The sequence below is a fragment of the Bacillus sp. AY3-1 genome, assembly GCF_008368785.1.
Lineage (GTDB): Bacteria > Bacillota > Bacilli > Bacillales > Bacillaceae_G > Bacillus_A > Bacillus_A wiedmannii.
This window is the reverse complement of record NZ_QORZ01000018.1, coordinates 1-21,930: the sequence shown is the minus strand read 5'-3', so window position 1 is coordinate 21,930 and position 21,930 is coordinate 1. Positions and strand designations below refer to the sequence as shown.

Below are 21,930 nucleotides of genomic sequence, written 5' to 3'. Positions count from 1 at the left end.
TATAAGAATTTATTACCTTAATAGAGCTTATGAGATTAATAGAGAAGTAAATAGAGTCACTAAAGCCAGAAATAAAGGAGTAAAATAGTCATGAAATATCCATATAGTTTTGAAGTACTTAACAGTAGTGATTTAGTTATGAGACTTCCTCAAGAAATAAAACTTGTTGAAACTTTTTTAGGAATTGAAGTTGCAGCTTTTGGAGATTGGATTTTAGAAGAAATACATAGTGTTTTAAACGGAGAAAAAAATTATGTAGTAGTAAATGGCAACATTTGCAGTTTAGAAATCCGGAACGACACAACTACTGTGTTAGACAATTTAGCCGAAGATGGGAAAGGAAAATATTGTGAGATTGAAACAATGGAATTGGTAGGATTGATTCATATTTGGTTAAATAAACGAAAAGAATATAAAAAAGATAAAAAATAAAGGAGTGTAATAATTTAAATAGATGGCCTCTTCATGTGAAGCCGACTTTATTTTATTCATATATATTTTAATCACAAGGCGTATTAATATATGTTTCAAACTTTACGCGTAGGGTTTCCTACGCTATTTATTTTGCTCATTGAGGTCAATCTTTCCTGTCCTTCCCCTCTTCTACTTTTACCGACGATACTATTCTATATCAAAACGTATTTCACATAAAACGAGAAATCATTATTTACCATATTGCCCTTAGTTACGGAAACAATTATACTAGATGTAATCAGAATAAATAATCTGAATATTCTTAGAATTAAAGATGAAATCTTTACTTCCCGCAATTAGATGGATACATACTATTTCCCACTAAATAGATTAGCAAACGATAATAACATTAGGAGGATTACGATGCACCAGCTTGATTCATTACATCCCATTATAGAAAAAATAATTAACAATATTGAAAAGTTAATGGTCGGAAAACGAAAAGAAACGATCTTAGCTTTGACAGCGCTCTTAGCTGAAGGTCATGTACTATTAGAAGATGTGCCTGGCGTTGGGAAAACAATGTTAGTACGTGCACTTTCTAAATCAATTGATGCTGATTACAAGCGCATTCAATTTACACCTGATTTACTGCCGTCAGATGTAACTGGAGTTTCTATTTATAATCCGAAAGAGCTCCAATTTGAGTTCAAGCCTGGACCAATCATGGGGAATTTTATACTTGCTGATGAAATTAATCGTACATCTCCAAAAACACAATCTGCCTTACTTGAAAGTATGGAAGAAGGCAATATTACAATAGATGGCATGACAAGACCGTTACCAAAACCGTTCTTTGTAATGGCTACACAAAATCCGGTCGAATATGAGGGAACATATCCTTTACCAGAAGCACAGCTCGATCGTTTCTTATTGAAACTAAAAATGGGATATCCTACACCAGAAGAAGAGTTTGAAATTTTAAACAGGATGGAAAAAACAAATCCCCTCTCCCATTTACAAGCTATTACAACAATAGAAGAATTACTTTATTTACAACAGAGCGTACGGGAAATAAGCATGGACAAAGCAATCAAGCATTACATTGTAAAGCTTGTTAGTCAGACTCGTTCTTATAGTTCTATACAGCTTGGTGCAAGTCCGCGTGGCTCGATTGCTTTAATGAAAGCTTCACAAGCTTATGCATTCATCCATGGCAGAAATTATGTTATTCCCGACGATGTTAAATTTTTAGCTCCCTACGTGTTAGCTCACAGACTCATTCTAAAAATGGAGGCAAAATTTGAAGGAATAACAGGAGAACAAGTTATCGCAAAAATTGTTGCGCGAACTACCGTACCTACTCAAAGGAAGATGAACCTTTGATGAAACGGATACTACGAGCACTCTATCATTTTATTAAGTTATCACTCATTCCGTTATGCCTAGTCTTAACATTTGTATACGCTATGCTTCAAGGAGGATTTGTAAGTTGGTTTTTGTTTTACAGTACGATTCCTATTGGCCTTTATTCACTATTGCTTCCCTTCTTTGCTTTACGGAACGCCGAGGTAAAACGAAGAACAAATCAAGACGAATATGTAGCAGGAGAACCATTTTTAAGCACGATTACAATAAAAAGAAGTTTTCCATTTCCCTTACTTTATTTAATTATAGAAGATGAACTGCCATTACAATTCACAAATTGTAAACAAACGAAAGTAAATAAGGCAATACTCTTTCCAGGATTGAAACGAAATATTTCGTTTCAATATGCAATTGACACAATCCCTAGAGGAGAGCACTCTTTTTCAAGCGTACGTGTCAAAACTGGCGATCTATTCGGTATGATGGAGAAAGAAGTAACTTTTTCAGTTCCAGATACATTTTTAGTCTACCCTCAGTATGTAGATATAACATATCGACAAATGGAAAATCATTTCGAACAAGGAGCACTTTCAGCAAATATAAATTTAGTAAAAGACTCTACCATTTCTGTCGGTGTGAGAGACTATAAACCTGGTGACCGCTTTTCATGGATTGATTGGAAAGCAACTGCACGAACAAACAACATTATGACGAAAGAGTTTGAACAACAGCGCAGCCATAATATTATGATATTCATGGACAGAACCCCATCCCCTCTATTCGAATCAGTCGTCACATTTACTGCCTCTATTGTCAGGTCTGTCTTGAAGCAAAATTCACCGGCGTCATTCGTATCTGTCGGAAAAGAACGAACTTTTTTCCCTTTAGACAATGGAGATAGTCAGTTACATCAAATCTTTTGTCATTTAGCGAAAGTACAAGCAGATAGTGTATTCCCACTCTCCCGGAGTGTAGAAATGGAATTAAGAAAAATTTATGAGCCCGTCACGATTATACTCGTGACAAGCGATCTTTCTCCCGATATTCAAAAGGCGGCTGACTTTGCTGCTATAAAAAATAGAAAATTAATGGTGTTTGTCGTAAAAGAAAAAGCAAATCAACTCTCACACCGAGAACTCAGTATTCTAGAAACTCTACAAAAACGACAAATATTTGTAAATGTGGTTTATGGAAACCAGTATACAAACGTGTTTTTTGAGGTGAGCAAATGATAACATTACAGGAAAAAAAACAATGGGATATGACTAGATTTTTCATGCATGCATGCGCATTTCTACTTTTACTAGAATGGCTAAGGCCCCTCGTAGGTATTACAAACGTAGGTAGATTAGATATTTTCGTAATATTTATAGGGATTTGCTTCACTCTCTCTTTTTTTCAAATAAAATGGCAGATTCCAATAAAGATCGTCACGATTTTATTCATCATTCATTTCCTATATTATAAAAATGCTTTTATAAATCCATCTTGGCTAACGAAATTTTTCACTGATATTTCTCGAAATTCCTCCTTGTTATTTCAGGGGAATTTGCTGGATATCTCTCCAGTTTTTCCAACACTTTTATTTTTTTTATCCTTTTGGTTTTTGAGTGCTTTCATCTCTTTTTGGATGATTCATAAAAAACGTGGGTTGTTATTTCTTATATTGACTATTATTTATATCACCATTTTTCATAACTTACATTTATACACTGCAAACTACGCTATTATTCGTACTGTTGTCATCGGCTTTTTTATGCTTAGTCTTCTTCGCATAGAACGAATAAAAGAGATGGAACACCTACAAAATTTTGCTAGAGAAATCTCAAAATTACTTAGACCTCTTACAATATTTATTGTATTGTCAGCAACTATCGCATACTTCGCTCCAAAATTTGGCCCTCAATGGCCAAACCCAATGGATTTTTTAAAATTCAACACATCCGAAGCAAGTAAAAAACAAGAAGTTTCTAAAATTGGGTATGGTTTAGATGACTCGCGATTAGGCGGCCCTTTTAAGGCAGATCCGACAATTGTTTTCACAGCACAAACGCAAAACAAACAATATTGGAGAGTCGAAACGAAAGATTTTTATACAGGAAAAGGCTGGGAAGTTTCTGAAAATCAAAAAAAGGTTTCTTTTAAAAATAAAAACGACGTCGTGAGCTGGTACGAACAAAATACAAAAACGGAGGCCACTGAGGCAACAATCACCATGCAAAAAAGTTATCCTCACCTTACCTATCCAGCAGGATTAGTATCTGTCGAGGCTTCATCTAATGTATCATACAGCGTTGACCCCTTTTCAGAAAAAATCTATACGATGGAAGGAGATTCTTCTACTACTTTACATTCATATAAAGTAACATATGCTGTCCCGGAATTTTCCATAGAAAACTTGAAAGCTGTAAACGCGAATGAAGGCCAAGAAACAAATCCTTATTTCATGACAAAGTACACGCAACTTCCCGAATCATTACCGCAACGAGTAATAGACTTAGCTGTTAATCTAACAAATGATAAAGACAACCGATATGATAAAGTATTAGCTATTGAAAACTACTTTACCGACCATTCTTTCGTATATGAAACAATGAATGTCTCGTTCCCTGCCAAAAACCAAGATTATGTAGATCAATTTCTTTTCGATACAAAAAGCGGCTACTGTAATAATTTCTCGACGTCTATGATCGTGTTGCTTCGTTCTGCTGGGATTCCTGCTCGCTGGGTAAAAGGTTATACAGAAGGAACTCTTGATAATACACTAGTTGGTGCAGAAGGTGAGGATGTATATAAAATCGCGAACGATAACGCACACTCTTGGGTCGAAGTATATTTCCCAGGATACGGATGGATTCCATTCGAACCAACAAAAGGATTTACTAATCCCTATACTTTTACAAATAATACTCCTGCTCTTACTTTACAAAATAGAGAAGAAACAAATTCTCAAAACGAGCAAATACGCCAGCGGAACAATGAAGCAAAGCTCAAAAATTTAATAGACGATACAGAAGAAACTACTACTAAAAAGAGTACAAATTCTAAAAATGAATTTTCCTGGTGGTACGTATTTCTCTCTACGATATCGACTAGTATTGTAGGATATATTCTCTTCACCACTAGAATAAAATGGATTACATTTTTTATCATTCTTTTCTATAAATACCGAAAAGGTGATGCTGTTTATAGCAAAGCTTATGGCGCACTTTTGAAACAATTTGGCAGAATTGGTATACCACGAGGGAAAAGTCAAACATTCCGAGAATATGCTCTCCACATTGATACACTTTACAACTCGGCTCATATGCAACAACTTACTTTCAGTTATGAGAACGCTATGTATCAAAAGGGACAATCCGCAGCAGAATGGGAAAAATCCGTACACTTATGGGAAATCCTTATGAAAAAAGCAGCCTCTGCGCCTAAATCAAATGACTTCCATTCAGCGATTTAATCTTGATAATGTGAGTTGAAAGAAAACGCCTCAAAGAACTACATTGTTCTTTGAGGCGTTTTTTAATAAAGTGAAACTTCTAGTTATTCTCCAAGTACCTTCTCAATCTCAACCTCTAAATCCATCGGCTTCGTCTGCGGCGCAAAACGCCCTACTACTTTCCCGTCTTTTCCGATTAAAAACTTAGTAAAATTCCATTTCACTGCTTTCATACCGAGTAAACCTGGGGCCTGTTCTGTCATATATGTATACAGAGGATGAGCCTTATCACCTTTTACATCAACCTTTGCAAACATCGGGAAGTTTACACCATAGTTTAACTCACAAAAACTAGTAATATCTGCTTCTGTACCTGGTTCTTGTCCTCCGAATTGGTTACATGGGAAACCGAGTATTTCTAGTCCTTGGTCTTTATATTTATCATATACTTCTTGTAAACCTTTATATTGCGGTGTAAAACCACACTTGCTAGCTACATTTACAATAAGAAGTGCTTTTCCTTCGTAATCTTTTAACGATTTATCTTCTCCTGTTATCGTTTTAGCTGAAAAATCATAAACTGTCATTTTCCTTACCCCTCTCTTCACTATCATTCTATGTTTATACTATACTACATTCATGAATATACAGCTCTTATTACGTACTTACACCCCAATATGATAGCGCTTTATTTCCGTTCGAAAATTCGACACAAACTACTAGACTTTTATGTTGGAAAGTTTTACAATTAAATTGTGAACAAAATGTGACAGTTTATATTCCATTATAAAAGAAAAGGATGGTGTTCATTATGAAAACTGCACAACATGAAACGATTTCAAATCGCGAGTTTTATTTCGTACTATATATGATGTTATTGTATGTGATTGGCTGGGTAATCGATGTAAATGGTTTATTTTTAAGCTCCTACTTTAATTTAGCAGGAGAAATTATGCTTCCAATCGTTGGTGGCATAGTTGGACTGTTCGTTATGTCTATCAATAAAGAACAAACGAAATAATAACACTTTAAAAAGGCAGAAGACGAGCTTTCGTTTTCTGCCTTTTTTCTATTTTAGCGTATAATAGAAACATACAGTAACTAAGGAGTGGTAATGATGAAAAAAGTAGAGCAATTATCTTCTCACCTATATCTTATTGATGATTTTGATTTACAACATAATGAACGAACTGGTACGTACGTTTTATTAGGTGACGATATTACTTTAATTGAAACTTGTGCAGCCCCTTCTCTTCCGTATATTTTAGACGGCTTACAACAATTACATATTGATTTAAACGAAGTTAAAAACATTATCGTTACACATGTTCATTTAGATCACGCCGGTGCTGCTGGTTTAATGATGGAAAAATGCCCAAACGCTACTTTATATGTGCATTCTCGCGGTGCTCGTCATATGGTTGATCCAACAAAACTCATTTTAGGCGCAAAAGCTGTATACAAAGAAGATTTCGATAAACTATTTGATCCAATTCTTCCTATAGAAGAAGAACGTGTTCGTATTGTCCAAAATGGTGATACGTTAAAAATTGCCGCAGACCGTACACTTACATTTTACGATACACCGGGACATGCTAAACACCATATTAGCATTCACGATTCATTAACAAACGGCATTTTTACTGGCGATACAATTGGAATTTATTATAGAGAACTCGCAGACCTTGGTGTCGAACTATATTTACCATCAACGTCCCCTTCACAATTCCAACCAGATGCGATGATTGCTTCTAAAAATCACATTCAAAGTATGAATGTAGATACTATTTATTTCGGTCATTACGGTGCATCCTCTAATGTTACAGAAGTATATAACCAACTGGAACATTGGCTACCTATTTTCGTTCATACTGGTAAAGAGGTCTTTGAACAGTATAATGATTTCGATGAAGCGACTAAAGCTTTACAAACTATATTAATGGATAAGATCTATTCTCACCTTACAAAGGTAAACGTTCCATCAGATCATTCTGTTTACAACATTTTACATTTAGATATAGAAATTAGTGCGATGGGCATTATAGATTATTTCACGAAGCAAGAAAAAACAAACTCCACTATTAAATAACCGTAAAAGAAGAGATATACAACAGTAGTTATTGTATATCTCTTCTTTTTTTGAATATATTTTGAGTAAAGGATGGTGGAATGTAATGCAAAAAGTGATGCTATATCTCTGCTTCACCTTATTTATCGTCTTATTATTATTTGTCGGAGTGAAAATTCAATTTTATTTAGATACAGACGCACAGGTGAACTTTAACGTTTATCCAAGATTATTCTACTTTACACTCTTCCCTCTTATAGTTGGCATTTTATTACGATTCCTTCAATCCATTAATCGCGAAACAAGTAAACAAAACTGGCGCTTTCAACCGGATAAATTTATCGCTATTACTGTGCCTACGCTATTCATTTCCTTTTCTCCAGCTCTACTCTTTTCACCAGTTGGTGCATACCTGCCTTATTTAACTAATATTATTCTTATAAATACTACTTTTGTTACGATAATAAGTTTAATAGCTGGCTATTCTCTTTTAGATTGTTTTATACAAAAGGACAATGCAACGATGAAAAAATATAATTGAATATTCCATCGAATCGTACAAGTCAAGGATTGTACTGTCTTGGCTTGTTGTTAGAATAATTGCATTTAGCAAACAGTGCGACAGAACCAAATAATCAATTTATAAGTGTCGTTGGTTACGGTGGTTTATTTATAAGTGCGATATTACTTGTAAGAGTCGCTATTCATGCGGTAAGGAAATTTAAATAATAATAAAACGAGTATACAATCACATAGATTTTATACTCGTTTTTTATTGTTTACAAATTCAATATGTACTAGGAAATTTATGTTAAACTAAAGAAAATCGTTTACTAATTCAAATGATACTTCAAATAAGGGAGAATTATTATGTATAGACTTTTTGGATTCTCGTGTCTAATGTTTCTCGCAAGTATATGTTCTTTCTTTATTTTAAGAGGGCCTAATGCAAATTTAACTTTAATTATTGCGATTCTAGCTATACTTTCATTACTCGGTATTCTTTTTGCAATCGCATCAAAGAATTGGTCATTCGGAATAGTTGGTACGGCATTAAATGGCGTAATATTAGTAGTTGTATACTTCCTATTGCTAGCAAAAGGAATAGGTGGCTAATATATTTACGTTTCAATAAGAAAAGCTCAAAGCTAAAGCTATGAGCTTTTTTACTTATCGCACCTTTTCATCTACATACTCCATAAACTGCTCCGCTTTAATAAATCTTTCTTTGTACGCCTCAGGTATTTCTTCTACTTTCATTCCACCAGTTGATTTTGTCTTCACTCGCACTATTTCATGCGTCATTAAAGCTTCCATATAGCGATCAAACTCTTCTTGTGTTAATACTTCTTTACTAGATTTATGACCATTTAATTTATCAAAGTATGGTTGCAGGCCCATACTTACCTTTTTCATTTCTTCTCTTTTTGCTGGTGATAATTGATCATAATCAATATTACCGTTCGAATCTCCGTACGCAAGCTTTGCATTTGTTAATTTTTTTAGTTCTTTTGTAAACTCTTCATATTCCTTCGCACCCATTTCATCTTTCGCTTCCGATAATTTTGCATTAAAACGCATATACGCTTCTAATGTCATCGCTCCGGCGTGTTTTTTTACATTCTCAAAAGATCCGTATATACCATCCGCCATAATAGATTGATACGCAAAACCAGTCGTCGGGATTAAAAATGCTGCTACAAGTACTCCTGCGATAAGGCGCTTCTTCCTTTTACTTCCCCCGCTCTTCATTTTTATTTGGACAATTACTTTTTCTTTTAACTCCGGCGGGGCAATAATCCCCTTCGCTTCTTCTTGTATAGATTCTCTAACTCTACAATCTAAGCTCATTTCACATTCCCTACCTCTCCTAAAAAGATTTCTTCTACTTGCTCTTTTTGACGTAGTTTTTTTAATGCCGCGTGAATTCTAGATTTCACAGTACCAATTGGAATATGTAATATTTGTGCTACTTCTTCTTGTGAATAATCGTGTAAGTATCTTAAGATAATAACTTGTTTCAATTTATACGGTAATTTATGAATGAGTTCGATTAGTTTTTTGTTTGATATTTTACTTACAACATCGTTAGAAAAATCAATTTGTACCGGTTTTCTTTGCTCTTCTGCTTTTTTTATAATTCGTAGTCGCATCCACCTCTTTCTTCTATAAGAGTGAATTTGTTTAATCGTAAGTCCAATTAGCCAAGGGCGAAATGGCTTCTCGCTATCATACTTACGAAGCGATTCATATAGCTGTATGTATATTTCTTGAACGACATCATCTACATCCGTTTTATCTTCTATTAAAAAATGTGCTGTTTTATATACTTCTTGAATCGTTTTATCATACAATTCGCTATACGCTTCTTTATTGCCTGATAAAGTTAATTGGATTAAATCTACATACACCGTTTCATCCTTCATATTCCATCCCTCCTTTGTCTTACACTTTATATTGGCAAGTAATTGATATTTCGTTCGATTTTTTCAAAAGTTTTTTTATATAAATTAATATAATGATTCAATCAGTTCATAAGCTTCACTTATAATCACACATAACTATTATATAATTTCCCAATTTCTAATGACGATTTAAAATGATTTATATAGTCAAATTAAGGAGGATATATAATGAAAGCTATCATTGTAACGTCGTTCGGTGGTCCTGAAGTGATGAAATATACAGATGTGGATATGCCGACTATTTCAGAAGATCAAGTTTTGATTCGCGTTGTTGCTACTAGTATAAATTTTGCCGATATTAAATCCCGTTATGGTAAAAAAGGAAATACAGCACTACCTTTTATACCAGGGATAGATGCCGCTGGTGTTGTAGAACGAGTCGGTTCTCATGTGAAAAATATTTATCCTGGACAACGTGTCATTGCTTTTCCTCAAGATGGCTCTTACGCAGAATACGTTGTCGCAAATGAAAACCTTACTTTTGCTTTACCTGATGAAGTCGATTTTCAAACTGCAGCTGCTTGTCCGATTGTATCTTTTATAAGCTATAATTTACTCGCAAATGTAGCAAGGCTTCAACAAGATGAGTCTGTACTCATTCATGCAGCGGCTGGTGGGATTGGTACGACAGCAATTCAAATCGCTAAACTATTAGGGGCTGGAACTGTTATCGGTACTGTCGGAAATGAAGCGAAAAGTAAAATCGCTTTAGACGCTGGAGCTGATTATGTTATATGTCGTCAAGATGTAGATTTTGTAGAGAAAGTCAATGAGCTGACCAACGGTGAAGGGGTTGATGTAATTTTAGATTCTATTTCTGGAACGGTTTCGGAAAGAAGTTTAAAATGTCTTGCTTATTATGGTCGCCTCGTTCATTTCGGAAATGCAAGCGGTGAAATTGGTAACTTCCAAACGAAAGATTTACACGCAAGTTGCCGCTCTATACTCGGTTTTAGTTTTGGTACTACACGAAAAAAACGTCCTGAACTACTCCAAAAAACTGCAAATGAAGTTTTCCGTTATTTACGTGATGGCCGTCTGAAAATGAAAGCTGCGAAATCTTTTCCACTTCAAGATGCAGGGAAAGCACATGAATGGGTCGAAAGTAGAAAAAGTACAGGGAAAGTAATACTAACTGTTCAGTCCCCTTCCTGAAATGAATACTTGAAACCGAGGTGTCATTCATGGGATCACGAATTATGCATGCTATTATCGCTAACAGGATTGCCGAGAAATTATCTATTCAAGATAAAACTTCTTTTATACTTGGAGGCGTAGCCCCCGATGCTGTGCATTCAAAGATAGAAAAAGTCACCTCACATTTTTACGCTGGCTCAACAAAAGACTATACGAGACGAATTGATTATGGATCATTTATTCATAAATATAAAGATTATATGGAGTCCCCTTTTCTCCTAGGCTATTGCACCCACCTCATTGCCGATGATAATTGGCTAAGCGGCTTTTTTCTACCTTGGCTTAAAAACAGAATCGAAAATGACGAAACTATCGCGCCTATGTACTACAACGACTTTAAATTATTGAACGCAAAATTACTTTATCATTACGATAAAGAACAACGGCTCTTCTCTCTTCTCAATCAAGAGGCTCACATTATAGATATTAAAGAGGTTTCTAAAGAAAACGTTTTAGCTTTTCGAAAGTATCTTTTTGAAGATATGTTGTATCCAGAGCAACATTTACATGAAGACTTACAAGTATTTACGTTTAATCAAATCATTGGTTATATTGAGACAGCTATTAAAAAAGGCGTATTTTATATTAATCAACTCTCTAATGAAAAATCCACTTCAAACATGTAATCCCCCTCAATATATTTGAGGGGGATTTTCACATAGCAATATTATTATTTGTTCTTTTCCATAACCGCAAAATAATTCCCTTCACTATCAGCAAAGTTAAATACTTTACCAGAAGGCATAGTTACCATTTCGCCAACAGTAACATTTTTATTTTTTAAATCTGTATATAGTTGATCAAGATTTTCTGAGAAGAACATTAGGGACGGTGTACCAAGATTTAATTCTGGGCTCATCTTAGAAATAACTTCTTTATTATGTAATATAATGCTCGTTTCTGCACCGCTTTTCGGAGCGATTTCAATCCATCTCATTCCTTGCTTATTATCTTCCTCTGCTACTACATGAAACCCTACCTTTTCCGTCCAAAAATTTACTGCCCCATCTTGATTGTTTACATATAACATAATTTGTCCGACTTTATGGATCATTTCATTTCCCCCTAATGGTTTTAATATTCTATGTAGGTTTCTACAGGTACTATTATTATTCCTTTTTTCATTCAGTTGAATACTTGTAAATCGCTAGTTAGTGAACTGTGAACTACCCACCACTTAGTATCTCTTACGTGCTTACCCGGAAGTGGAGGCTTCTCGGTTCATCGTTACTTTTGATAGCTAACTCCCTTGTTCCAAAGGTTATTTTGTTACTATTTATGCCGACGCTAAGAAGCGTATGGCTTCTTTTTTGATATTGATAGCTGCGTTATAATCACGACTGATTGTGAGTCCGCATAATGGCATTTCTTTTTTATTTTCACAACGACTACACATCTTTGTAGAAGGAAACCATTTAACTATTTTTACAAGCTGTTTACCTTGTTCTTGTAGCTTATATGCTAAAAAAGGTCGTGAGCATCCGCCAACCGTTATCCGCTACACTCTTACCAAATCTAAGTACTCGTGACATTCCTTTCATATTGTATTTAATAAATCATGGTAAAGTTTAAGGTCAATTATGGCTATAACTCTATATAAGCTTTTTCCCCACCTGGAATCTTAAATTTATTTACATCATATTCTTTAATTATATATTTCTTTATCGCTTCAAAATCTTTACCAAAAGCAAGAATTGGATTTTTTGAGAAATATATTATTTCTTCCTCGTCATAAATTCGGGCTTTAATTACTTCTTTGTCAGAGTGAAACGATAAATTGACTCCTTTGTAAAAATATTCATAGTATCCCTCTTCATCCTGTTCACTCTTATCTTCAAAAAGAACAGATTCAATATGATATATAGTTCCATTTACATTTATTGATTTCATACAACACTACTCCTTTCAAGAATATCCATCAGAACGTAAAGTGATATTAAAGTTGTTTAAATGTTGTTCAACTAAAACACCCGTTAGTTCACTTAAGGTAACCCTATTAAACCTGGAGTAACTCCTTCTATTCTTGCCCAGTCAAATAAAGTTTCAACTATCATTTGATTCTTACATTTAATTTTTAATAAACTGCCTTCTGACGTCGTACTTATTTCAAAATGCTCAATGATATTTTCTGTTCCTAAACTTTCTATTGTTAAATTGCGAATAGTAAAGAAAGAGATTTCCACATAAATTACATCCCAATTATTCCAGCGTTTAGGTTTATGTTCAACGTTTTCTTTTGTCATCAATTGGGTAACTAAGGTAGGGCCATCCCTTTTAAGACACACTTCTAATAACTCTGCGTCTTCAAATTTTGGTATTTTTCCAAAAATGCTAATTAACGCCTGGGGATTTAAAATTTTTAATTGATCAATCATTTTTATACTCCCTATTTATTATTCCTCTTCTCAAAATAATAATGTTTCTCCATCCCATCTACTTGTCCCATTCTTGTATTGTACTCAGGTCTTTCATTTTAATGAGTTGGTTGATCTCCAATGCCACGTTTCCCGAAGATATGACCGGCTAAATGATCTAGAATTATAATTTTTTATCCATCGACTTCATATGTGAATTCCTGGGTCATAATAGGCTGTTTTTTATCGTTTAGTATCCATTTTTTGAAGAGTCAATGGGCTTTATGTCGCAACACTCAAAATGAATTTCATAATATTCTTCCTCAGAAAATATTTGTACAATTTGTCCCGTGCCCTTATCAGCAATTGTAGATTCGTTAGTTTCAGAAATGTCCCAAAGCTCCTCAATAAATTTTGTGAAGTTCAATATCCTAACATTTGCCCATATCGGTTCTAAACAATTAGGAACTAATATAAAATATTCTGTTATATGATTTGAAAAATTTAAAGAAGCTAAAGAATTTTCAATCCATAAAATATACTTACTTTTAACATTACCAATTGGAATACAAAACTTTGGTTTAGAGTCAACCTTACGAAACTTTTTCAATGGTATATCGAATAGTTCTATCCATGCAGAATCGGGATTTTCAAATTCAATAAATTTAAAATTTGAAAATAGGCTAATGATTTTTTCAGCACTAATTAATGCCTTCTTCCTACGAATCCTATCATTTTGATATATCATAATCTATACGCCTCTCATTTATTATAATAAGTATGATGATCGTTATTAAGCCTGAAATGTTCAAATATCTTTTCTTCATAAAAATCCTGTCTTTTTTCAAGACAATTATGGATGGTATCTTCCTTTCACGAGCTGTTGTAGACCCACTCTGTATTCCACGTTCAATAATATTTTTTCATAATAATTCAATTCTATCTTAAGGTCAGGGAAGGTTTTCGGCATTTTCGTTCGCCAGGGGTTCGCAAAATCTGTGTAATATTTAAAACTTCGATTCTAAAACACCACGTTTTATGGGGGAGAGATAAATCCCTTTAAATATATTTGCATTACTTCGGATATGTCCACTTTATTCTACTGATAATTCTCTATGGAAAACAACTATAAAATATGGAGTAATTAAATTTAAGTGAAAAAAGACCACACTTTCTAGTGTTTTTTACGCTTCAATACCTTTCCCTTCTGCTACCACTGTATCTCGCCACAACACAAGTAGTTTTCTAAATTCAGAGGTCTCAATTTTACATTGGTTATTTGGGGCACTCATAAATAAGTTAATAGCACTAGTATAATTAGGTTCAATGTAGACTGCTGCTACGTTCCCTTCTATTTCATATTGTGGAACTTCTTGCTTCACTACAGTATCTAAAATCTGTATATACTCATCTGCTTCATCATCTAAAATATCTTCTAAAAAATGAGAAATTATAGAAATCTCTTTGGGTAAACGTATTCTTAATCCGCCGAGTCCATCACGATAAAATTCGTATATGTATTCCATTTTTCACCTCCTAGTATAAATAGATTACATATTTATTATCTCATTATTCTGTATAATTATTTCTATTTTAAATCTGAGAGAGGTTTTTCTTACATATCTAACTGTATCGACTTCAATCTTATTATTATTTGCTTCTCACGCTTTGGAATTAACAGTTACTGTCGTACGTATTGCATGTGGTATTGTTTTTGAACTGCTTCAGAATCAGAACTCATTTGCGTAGCAATTTTTTCAGCTTTTTGAACATTACTTTGAAAGATTGCCATTATAATATAACTCCTTACTGTAATATGTTTTTTAATTACAAAAGAAGAGCCTATGTAGTTTTTTATATTAATGATATTTAACAGGGAATATGTAGTATTTTCATATAACCCAAAGTATAGACCCTATATCAATAAGTTAATCCATAAAATGGAGCACATCATTAATTATACCAATACATCCTTACATTGACTTAGAAAAAATTTAAGTTAGTGAATAATCTTTCTATATATTTTTAAGAGGAAATAATTAGTTACCTAAAATGAGCATATTGACTCAAATAAAAAAGACGTAACTACAAATAGTTACGTCTTCCCTATTATTTATCCCGTAAACGTCCGATTGGTGAGGGATAATAATCAGTGGGGGAACCCCTACTGATTATTTTTTCACTTTATCTAGGCTTTTTCTTCCCAGTAAATGCTGGTTTCTTTTTCTTTGGTGCTTTCGGTTTCGTTTCTACAAATGATCCGTTGAACATTTCTTGCTTTGTAAACACGATACCTAGTTTTTTTGCAAATTGAAGTAATTTACGCTCTTCTTGTTGTGTTACAAGAGAAACGACAGTTCCTTCTTTACCCATACGTCCTGTACGTCCTGAGCGGTGAATATATTGGTCTACTGTGTCTGGTAACTCCAAGTGGATTACATGTGTTAAATCATCGATATCTATTCCACGTGCTGCAATATCAGTAGCAAGTAGAATTTCTAATTTCCCGCCGCGGAAAGCACGCATCGTTGCTTCACGCTCTTGCTTACTTGCTTCTGCATGAAGAGCTGCTGCTTTCATTTTACGGAATTGCAATTTCTGAGTAATTTCATCTAAACGGAATGGGTCATTTAAGAAAGCAACTGCTTTTACATCGCCCATATGCATAATTCTTCTTACGTAATCATTTTTTTCGCGTCGCTCACAAATGATATACGTATGCTCAACTAAGCTTTTTGTCTCTGCACGTGTTATACGTACTAATTGTGGTTCAACTGCTAAATCACGTGCAGCATCTTCTGCCGCTTTTGTAATTGTCGCCGAGAAGAATACTAATTGACGATCTCGCATTGTAGACTTGATTACATCTTGTACTGCGCCCATCATCTTTTGTTTTACAATTTGATCAAACTCATCAAATACAATCGTTTTCACTTCATGCATCTTTAGCTTTTTCATTCGAATTAATTCTAAAATACGTCCTGGTGAACCGACAATTACTCTCGGATGTTTCTTTAATTTTTCAACTTGGCGCTTAATATCTGCACCACCAATTAAAGATGCCCCTGAAATTTCAGTCCCTGCTGTAAACTTTTGAACCTCTTCGTGAATTTGCATTACAAGCTCACGTGTTGGCGCTAAAACAACAACTTGTGGTTGTTTTACTTCAGGATTAATTTTATGTAAAAGGGGTAATAAGTACGCTAATGTTTTTCCTGTTCCAGTTGGAGATTCAGCTATAACGTCTTGTCCTTCTAAAATAGTTGGAATCGCTTGTTTTTGAATTTCAGTTAATTCTTTAAAACCAGCCTTCTCCCAAGCTTGTTGTAAAAATGGTTGCATATCTTTTATCATTTGTTTTTCTCCTTTATCTCTATTTTTGAAGAAAATGTTGTATTGTTCGCACCGTTTCTATCATGTGTGAGATAACAGCTATTAAATCATCAACATGGTCTTCTGTAATCGCTTTTTGAAATAGAACCTCTACCTTATTATGATATGAAATCGCTTGCTTATTATATTCGTATGAAATTTTCTGCGTAATCATTCTTTCTTTTCCCCATATAGAATGCATGAAAGTTTCAATTTCTTCACACACTACCTCTGGCTTTTCTATCGGGAATGAAAATGCTAACTTCATTTCACAACCTGGTGTAAATTGTGGTACTTCCAATATTTCACCAGACAAGTTCTTTGCATCTACAGATAGTGAAAATGTTGCTTTTACTACCTGTTCGAACGGTTCTGTTAATTGAAATGAAATATGGTATATACGACTTAATGAGGCAAGGTCCATCATGTCTTTTCGATCTGTTACAAGAATATCTCCATGTAAATCAAAATCATAAACAGCACCTTCTACGATTACTTTTAAATTATCAAAAGCAGTTGGATCAAACATAATTTCCTCCAAAAAACAGGCGCCTTTCGATGGAAAGGCGCCACTTGATGTATATATAGTTTACAGATAAACGAGATGAATTACAACCTTTTAGAATAAACCTACTGCTTTTCCATCTTCATTTACATCCATTTGTAGTGCTGCTGGCTGTTTTGGAAGGCCTGGCATTGTTAACATTGTTCCTGTTAACGCAACGATAAACCCTGCACCAATTGATGGTTTTAGCTCACGAATTGTAACGATAAAGTCAGATGGACGACCTAATTTTGTTGCATCGTCAGAAAGAGAGTATTGTGTTTTAGCCATACAAATTGGTAGGTTACTCCATCCTTCTCCTTCATATTGAGCTAATTGCTTACGTGCTTTCGGAGCAAACTCAATATCTTTTGCACCATACACTTTTTGAGCAATTGTACGAATTTTTTCTTCTAATGGTAATTCTAATTCATAAAGTGGTGCGTAGTTGTTCTCACCTTTTTCGATTTCTTTTAATACTTTTTCAGCAAGGTCAACTCCGCCTTGGCCACCCTTTTCCCAAACTTCCGTTAAGGATACTGCATAGCCACGCTCATTGCACCACTCTTGTAAGTATGCAACTTCTGCATCTGTATCTGTAATAAATTTATTAATTGCAATTACGAAAGGTACACCGAAGCTTTGAATTGTTTCAACATGCTTCTGTAAGTTTTCCATACCTTTTGCTAATGCGTCTACATTTTCTTCTTTTAATTGATCTTTTGCTACGCCACCATGCATTTTAAGCGCACGAATAGTCGCAACAATAACAACTGCTTCTGGTTTAATGCCAGCTGCTCGAGCTTTAATATCTAAAAACTTCTCTGCACCTAAATCAGCACCGAATCCAGCTTCTGTAATAACATAATCACCTAATTTTGCTGCCATTGTTGTAGCGATAACACTGTTACAACCGTGAGCGATATTCGCAAATGGTCCGCCGTGAATGATAGCTGGTGTATTTTCTAACGTTTGTACTAAGTTTGGTTTTAATGCGTCTTTTAATAATAATGTTAACGCACCTTCTACACCTAAATCTTTAACCGTTACAGGTTGATTTGCAAAGTTATAAGCAACTACGATGCGAGATAGACGTGCTTTTAAATCTTGAATATCTGTTGCAAGGCAGAATACGGCCATAATTTCAGATGCCACTGTAATATCGAAACCATCTTCACGTGGTACACCTTGAACTGGTCCACCAAGACCAATTACTACGTTACGTAGGGCACGATCATTTAAGTCAACACAGCGTTTCCAAACGATTTTACGCGTATCAATCCCAAGTGTGTTTCCTTGTTGGATATGATTATCAATAAACGCCGCTAACGCGTTATTAGCAGTTGTGATCGCATGAATATCTCCAGTAAAGTGAAGGTTAATGTCTTCCATAGGTACAACCTGTGAAAAACCGCCACCTGCTGCCCCGCCTTTTAGTCCCATCGTTGGTCCAAGAGATGGTTCGCGAAGTGCAATTACTGTTTTCTTACCAATTTTATTAAAAGCTTGACCTAAACCAACTGTTACTGTTGATTTACCTTCTCCAGCTGGAGTTGGGTTAATCGCTGTTACTAAAACAACTTTACCGTCTTTCTCATCCTGTAAGCGCTTAAAAATATCAAGAGATAACTTACCTTTATAATGCCCGTATGGCTCTAATTCATCTTCTAAAATATTTAATTCAGCTGCAATTTCTTGAATCTTCTTCATACTCGCTTCTTGCGCGATTTCAATATCGGATTTAACTGTTGTAGTAGTTGTCATATACCCTAGTCCCCCTTTAATTGGTTCTGATGATATTGTATCAGTTTTTTGTATTTTCTGCACTTATTTACCCCCTAAAAATTCTTTCATTTCTTTATGCGTTTTTTAACATAAATACCCATAAGAATGTTAACGATTGTTGTAACTCGATAGGTAGTTGACCTAGCATCTTCTCATTTACTCCGCGCTTATATACACCGATGCCATCTACAACTTCAAAACCTTGTTCTTTCGCTAACTGTTCAAACTCCCAAGGCATCATCGTATTACAAACAACGTCTTTGCCATATAAACGAGGATAACTGTTCTCTCGAGGCTTTGCTGTCGGTCCTAAAATTGCAATACATGCATACCCATCTCTTTTTAAAACGCGCTTTATCTCATTTAATGCTCGTAATGGCTCCTCGGTCCATTCTAAAGAATTTATTGCCATAATTGATTCAAATTGCTCATTTTCAAATGGTAAGGAAGAAAGATCCCCTTTTATAAAAGATAAATTCGGTCCTTCTCCACGCTCCTTCCCTTTTTGAATCATCACTTCTGATAAATCTACTCCAACTGCTTTATAGCCCGCGCGACTTAATTTATATGTACCATATCCATCCCCACAACCAACATCGAGCACCTGAGCTTCTTTCTTCACATACTGTTCAAAAAACGGAATAATTGTATTCCTACTCCCGCTGTCCCACATCTCTTGACTATTTTGATTCCAAAATTCTGCACTGCTATCCCATTTTTTCTCTGCTGATTCATGCCAATTAAATTTCGTCATACATTCCCCTGCCTTCACGTTTTATCATTCATTTCATTCTACATCATTTTCCAAAATTCCTGTTTATCTTCATTAGGAGATGTACAAGCAAATAACGGAATCTTTATTCTCCAATTTTTGCTTTACTTGGGTTTAACTCATACTCATGTTCTTCTCTTTATGTAAGATACTATAGGTACACCCAATTGAAAGAGAGGGATGTACATGCGAAGAAAGAGAAATCATCATTTTAAAAGTGGTGAAAAACACGAAGAGTATGCGGCTGAAATATCACCAGCTGGCATACCAATTAGACATAAGCGTAAAGAAATTGCAAATGAAATAGAAGGTACAAACACCGGTGCAATGGTAGGCTATGTCGCTTTATTTCTTTCGCTTTTCTCAATTGCATTTTATCCAGTTACACTCGGCTCTCTTGCGATTTTAGTCGGCTTATTAGCTGTCAATTTCGGAGCAAGAACACTTGGATATACAGCAATTGGTTTTGGTAGTTTTTCCGTTTTATTTACTTTACTCTATCCGCTTTCTTTGTCAGCGTTTTAAAAAAAACACACCAAGTTATACTTGGTGTGTTCATTCGTGATACAACATAATATGACCGCATCCACAGCAATGTTTCGCTGTAATTTCTTGAAACACTGGATAATTTTCTTCATCCCTATGTTCAATAAACACCTTTTCAAAACGGTACATGTTTGGCGCATATGCCCAATCTTGTTTCGTACGTGCATACAAAGTTGAGGAAAAAAACTCCTCACCACCGCAAACGATACATGTATTCTTCATTACTATCCCTCCTATGCTTGTCTTACTTCATCTATATGAACATAAGCATAAGAAAAAGACCTTCCATTACTAGAAAGTCTTCTCTGAAACAAAAAGAAATGTACCAAACATTCCTACTCCGCTATATTCTTTCGTAACACCAGCTTCTGTTTTAAATGTTTGCTTTGCAGTCATAAAGAATACGCCATTTCGTGCATCTGTACTTTCAAATTGTAATTTTTCTTTTTTACCATCTACATTTTGTGTGCATTCAAAACTACTCTCATCACATTTCAATGCATACTTATCCTCTACATATACTTTAAAATCCGATTCTTTCGGACAAGTAATAAGTAAAATCGCTACGAGAATAATACTTACAATACCCACAATTGTATAATATTTCTTCATTTGTACTCCTTTCAAATGACAAGAAAACTTGACTTCATGCGCCAAGTTTTCTTAGTCCACAACCCATTGCCATTCTTGTTCTTTCTTATCAAAAATAAGCCAGCCTGTCTCTGTTGCTTCTTCTTTCAATTCATCGATATTATCTAGCACCTCATCCGTACTTTCATACGAACCAACTACATATACCGGAATTTCAAGACCTCTTCTTGACTCAATTTTCCCTGCTAGATCAATATAAAGACCATCCTCCATTAATGGAAGAAGCCCCATGATCACTTCTTTCGAAATTGCTGGGAAAATTTTTGATTTTTGGAACAAAGAAAAACGTTTCTTACCAAAAGCACCGAGTTTATAAGGAATGACTTTACTTAACATCCCTACAAAGTCAGCAATTCTACGATAATACACTTTGTTGTACCATCCGTCATCATGTGAAAAATAAACAAATCTATTTTTCAATAGCGGAAAGAATGTTCTTGCAAGTGGTTCTTTTTTGTGAGCCAAATATAAAAGCTCTGCAATTTCTTTTGGCTCTAATTCATCTAAATCGCTTGCATCATCAAAATCTACCCAACAAAATTCATCAAATTCATCAATCTCTGCTTGAATTAGCTTATGTATATTTTCTTCCTCAACATATTCAAATAAAGTATGATAATGAAAATCTGTCCATTCAAAGTTATGCTTCAAAAGCAACACTTGATGAAGCGGTGAAGGGATGTTACTTGCAAACTCTTTAAACGTAATTCCTGATGTAATAAAACAATGACCCCGACGATTACCATTAATATATATCATATTCTTTACTTGGTCAGATCCTCCAGACAAAGCACCTAGCCACCTTCGTTTTATATGTTTCAATTCTATAGCATATTTTAACATGAAAAATTTTAGAAACATAGAAAAAAATTCAAAAACTATTTACAATTTCATGTGTTTTATTACATAGTGATTACAAGAAAAAACACCTGCTCGTGTGAAGTGAACCCGAATAGTG

27 protein-coding genes and 1 pseudogene are annotated in these 21,930 nt (G+C 34.6%); 12 read left to right on the top strand and 16 right to left on the bottom strand.

Annotation, left to right across the window (positions count from 1 at the left end; translation table 11 throughout):
- The first annotated feature begins 90 nt into the window (after positions 1-90).
- From DN389_RS19050 to DN389_RS19035, 4 genes are all read left to right on the top strand, one after another.
- Positions 91-432: a hypothetical protein gene (locus DN389_RS19050; RefSeq protein WP_088121974.1), complete on the top strand. Its 342-nt coding sequence runs from the start codon at positions 91-93 to the stop codon at positions 430-432.
- A 405-nt stretch (positions 433-837) separates the two neighbouring features.
- Complete coding sequence (locus tag DN389_RS19045) at positions 838-1,800, top strand: AAA family ATPase (protein WP_000553990.1); 963 nt, start codon at positions 838-840, stop codon at positions 1,798-1,800.
- Positions 1,800-3,014 carry a DUF58 domain-containing protein gene (locus DN389_RS19040; RefSeq protein ID WP_098190075.1) on the top strand — a complete coding sequence of 405 codons (1,215 nt, stop codon included), beginning with the start codon at positions 1,800-1,802 and terminating at the stop codon, positions 3,012-3,014. The genes DN389_RS19045 and DN389_RS19040 overlap by 1 nt, the downstream gene beginning before the upstream one ends.
- The gene (locus DN389_RS19035; RefSeq protein ID WP_149237471.1) at positions 3,011-5,239 is read left to right on the top strand and encodes a transglutaminase TgpA family protein; all 2,229 of its coding nucleotides are present in this window, start codon (positions 3,011-3,013) and stop codon (positions 5,237-5,239) included. The genes DN389_RS19040 and DN389_RS19035 overlap by 4 nt, the downstream gene beginning before the upstream one ends.
- An 83-nt stretch (positions 5,240-5,322) precedes the next feature.
- Here DN389_RS19035 and bsaA read toward each other — a convergent pair whose 3' ends face one another.
- On the bottom strand, positions 5,323-5,805 hold the full coding sequence (bsaA, locus tag DN389_RS19030; protein WP_000219425.1) for a glutathione peroxidase: 483 nt from the start codon (positions 5,803-5,805) through the stop codon (positions 5,323-5,325).
- A gap of 224 nt (positions 5,806-6,029) precedes the next feature.
- Between bsaA and DN389_RS19025 the strand changes: the two genes are divergently transcribed.
- From DN389_RS19025 to DN389_RS19005, 5 genes are all read left to right on the top strand, one after another.
- Positions 6,030-6,239, top strand: coding sequence for a DUF3925 family protein (locus DN389_RS19025; RefSeq protein ID WP_002127081.1), 210 nt, complete (start codon positions 6,030-6,032; stop codon positions 6,237-6,239).
- Between the two features lie 96 nt (positions 6,240-6,335).
- Complete coding sequence (locus DN389_RS19020; RefSeq protein WP_098190073.1) at positions 6,336-7,307, top strand: MBL fold metallo-hydrolase; 972 nt, start codon at positions 6,336-6,338, stop codon at positions 7,305-7,307.
- 85 nt (positions 7,308-7,392) lie between these two features.
- A complete protein-coding gene (locus DN389_RS19015) occupies positions 7,393-7,827 on the top strand; it encodes a hypothetical protein (RefSeq protein WP_088093167.1) in 435 nt (144 codons plus the stop codon).
- Positions 7,828-7,886: 59 nt separating this feature from the next.
- Positions 7,887-8,015, top strand: a complete 129-nt coding sequence (locus tag DN389_RS19010) for an ABC transporter (protein ID WP_098190072.1) — start codon at positions 7,887-7,889, stop codon at positions 8,013-8,015.
- A 141-nt stretch (positions 8,016-8,156) separates the two neighbouring features.
- Positions 8,157-8,402 carry a hypothetical protein gene (locus tag DN389_RS19005; protein ID WP_149237470.1) on the top strand — a complete coding sequence of 82 codons (246 nt, stop codon included), beginning with the start codon at positions 8,157-8,159 and terminating at the stop codon, positions 8,400-8,402.
- Positions 8,403-8,456: 54 nt separating this feature from the next.
- Here the strand turns inward: DN389_RS19005 and DN389_RS19000 are convergent, their stop codons facing one another.
- Together DN389_RS19000 and DN389_RS18995 are read right to left on the bottom strand one after the other, a co-directional pair.
- Positions 8,457-9,137, bottom strand: a complete 681-nt coding sequence (locus DN389_RS19000; RefSeq protein WP_098190071.1) for a DUF3600 domain-containing protein — start codon at positions 9,135-9,137, stop codon at positions 8,457-8,459.
- Positions 9,134-9,712 carry a sigma-70 family RNA polymerase sigma factor gene (locus DN389_RS18995; protein ID WP_098190070.1) on the bottom strand — a complete coding sequence of 193 codons (579 nt, stop codon included), beginning with the start codon at positions 9,710-9,712 and terminating at the stop codon, positions 9,134-9,136. The genes DN389_RS19000 and DN389_RS18995 overlap by 4 nt, the downstream gene beginning before the upstream one ends.
- A gap of 207 nt (positions 9,713-9,919) precedes the next feature.
- Between DN389_RS18995 and DN389_RS18990 the strand changes: the two genes are divergently transcribed.
- Both DN389_RS18990 and DN389_RS18985 read left to right on the top strand, forming a co-directional pair.
- On the top strand, positions 9,920-10,906 hold the full coding sequence (locus tag DN389_RS18990) for a quinone oxidoreductase family protein (RefSeq protein WP_149237469.1): 987 nt from the start codon (positions 9,920-9,922) through the stop codon (positions 10,904-10,906).
- A gap of 29 nt (positions 10,907-10,935) precedes the next feature.
- Positions 10,936-11,574, top strand: coding sequence for a zinc dependent phospholipase C family protein (locus tag DN389_RS18985; protein WP_098190068.1), 639 nt, complete (start codon positions 10,936-10,938; stop codon positions 11,572-11,574).
- Positions 11,575-11,618: 44 nt separating this feature from the next.
- Here the strand turns inward: DN389_RS18985 and DN389_RS18980 are convergent, their stop codons facing one another.
- The 10 genes and pseudogenes from DN389_RS18980 to DN389_RS18930 all read right to left on the bottom strand — a co-directional run bounded on the left by DN389_RS18980 (position 11,619) and on the right by DN389_RS18930 (position 19,757).
- Positions 11,619-12,002, bottom strand: a complete 384-nt coding sequence (locus DN389_RS18980; protein ID WP_060488569.1) for a VOC family protein — start codon at positions 12,000-12,002, stop codon at positions 11,619-11,621.
- Between the two features lie 222 nt (positions 12,003-12,224).
- A pseudogene (locus tag DN389_RS18975) lies at positions 12,225-12,492 on the bottom strand (zinc ribbon domain-containing protein); the annotation flags it as partial.
- A gap of 40 nt (positions 12,493-12,532) precedes the next feature.
- The gene (locus tag DN389_RS18970) at positions 12,533-12,838 is read right to left on the bottom strand and encodes a hypothetical protein (RefSeq protein ID WP_098642996.1); all 306 of its coding nucleotides are present in this window, start codon (positions 12,836-12,838) and stop codon (positions 12,533-12,535) included.
- A gap of 92 nt (positions 12,839-12,930) precedes the next feature.
- On the bottom strand, positions 12,931-13,323 hold the full coding sequence (locus DN389_RS18965) for an immunity 50 family protein (RefSeq protein ID WP_149237468.1): 393 nt from the start codon (positions 13,321-13,323) through the stop codon (positions 12,931-12,933).
- Between the two features lie 229 nt (positions 13,324-13,552).
- Positions 13,553-14,050, bottom strand: a complete 498-nt coding sequence (locus DN389_RS18955) for a hypothetical protein (RefSeq protein WP_098802035.1) — start codon at positions 14,048-14,050, stop codon at positions 13,553-13,555.
- Positions 14,051-14,486: 436 nt separating this feature from the next.
- Positions 14,487-14,828: a hypothetical protein gene (locus tag DN389_RS18950; protein ID WP_098802034.1), complete on the bottom strand. Its 342-nt coding sequence runs from the start codon at positions 14,826-14,828 to the stop codon at positions 14,487-14,489.
- 658 nt (positions 14,829-15,486) lie between these two features.
- Positions 15,487-16,656 (bottom strand): DEAD/DEAH box helicase, encoded by a 1,170-nt coding sequence (locus DN389_RS18945; protein WP_048561706.1) that lies wholly within the window; start codon positions 16,654-16,656, stop codon positions 15,487-15,489.
- Between the two features lie 19 nt (positions 16,657-16,675).
- Positions 16,676-17,203: a hypothetical protein gene (locus DN389_RS18940; protein ID WP_149237467.1), complete on the bottom strand. Its 528-nt coding sequence runs from the start codon at positions 17,201-17,203 to the stop codon at positions 16,676-16,678.
- Positions 17,204-17,293: 90 nt separating this feature from the next.
- Positions 17,294-18,982 (bottom strand): formate--tetrahydrofolate ligase, encoded by a 1,689-nt coding sequence (locus DN389_RS18935; protein WP_046953671.1) that lies wholly within the window; start codon positions 18,980-18,982, stop codon positions 17,294-17,296.
- A gap of 94 nt (positions 18,983-19,076) precedes the next feature.
- On the bottom strand, positions 19,077-19,757 hold the full coding sequence (locus DN389_RS18930) for a class I SAM-dependent methyltransferase (RefSeq protein ID WP_149237466.1): 681 nt from the start codon (positions 19,755-19,757) through the stop codon (positions 19,077-19,079).
- A gap of 204 nt (positions 19,758-19,961) precedes the next feature.
- Here DN389_RS18930 and DN389_RS18925 point away from each other — a divergent pair, with 204 nt between their 5' ends.
- Positions 19,962-20,300, top strand: coding sequence for a hypothetical protein (locus DN389_RS18925; RefSeq protein ID WP_060488565.1), 339 nt, complete (start codon positions 19,962-19,964; stop codon positions 20,298-20,300).
- 30 nt (positions 20,301-20,330) lie between these two features.
- Here DN389_RS18925 and DN389_RS18920 read toward each other — a convergent pair whose 3' ends face one another.
- From DN389_RS18920 to DN389_RS18910, 3 genes are all read right to left on the bottom strand, one after another.
- Entirely contained in the window at positions 20,331-20,543 is a 213-nt protein-coding gene (locus tag DN389_RS18920) for a hypothetical protein (RefSeq protein ID WP_000798747.1), read from the bottom strand.
- A gap of 69 nt (positions 20,544-20,612) precedes the next feature.
- Entirely contained in the window at positions 20,613-20,933 is a 321-nt protein-coding gene (locus tag DN389_RS18915; protein ID WP_048540982.1) for a hypothetical protein, read from the bottom strand.
- Positions 20,934-20,984: 51 nt separating this feature from the next.
- A complete protein-coding gene (locus DN389_RS18910) occupies positions 20,985-21,761 on the bottom strand; it encodes an oxalate:formate antiporter (protein ID WP_000014094.1) in 777 nt (258 codons plus the stop codon).
- Between the last annotated feature and the right edge of the window lie 169 nt (positions 21,762-21,930).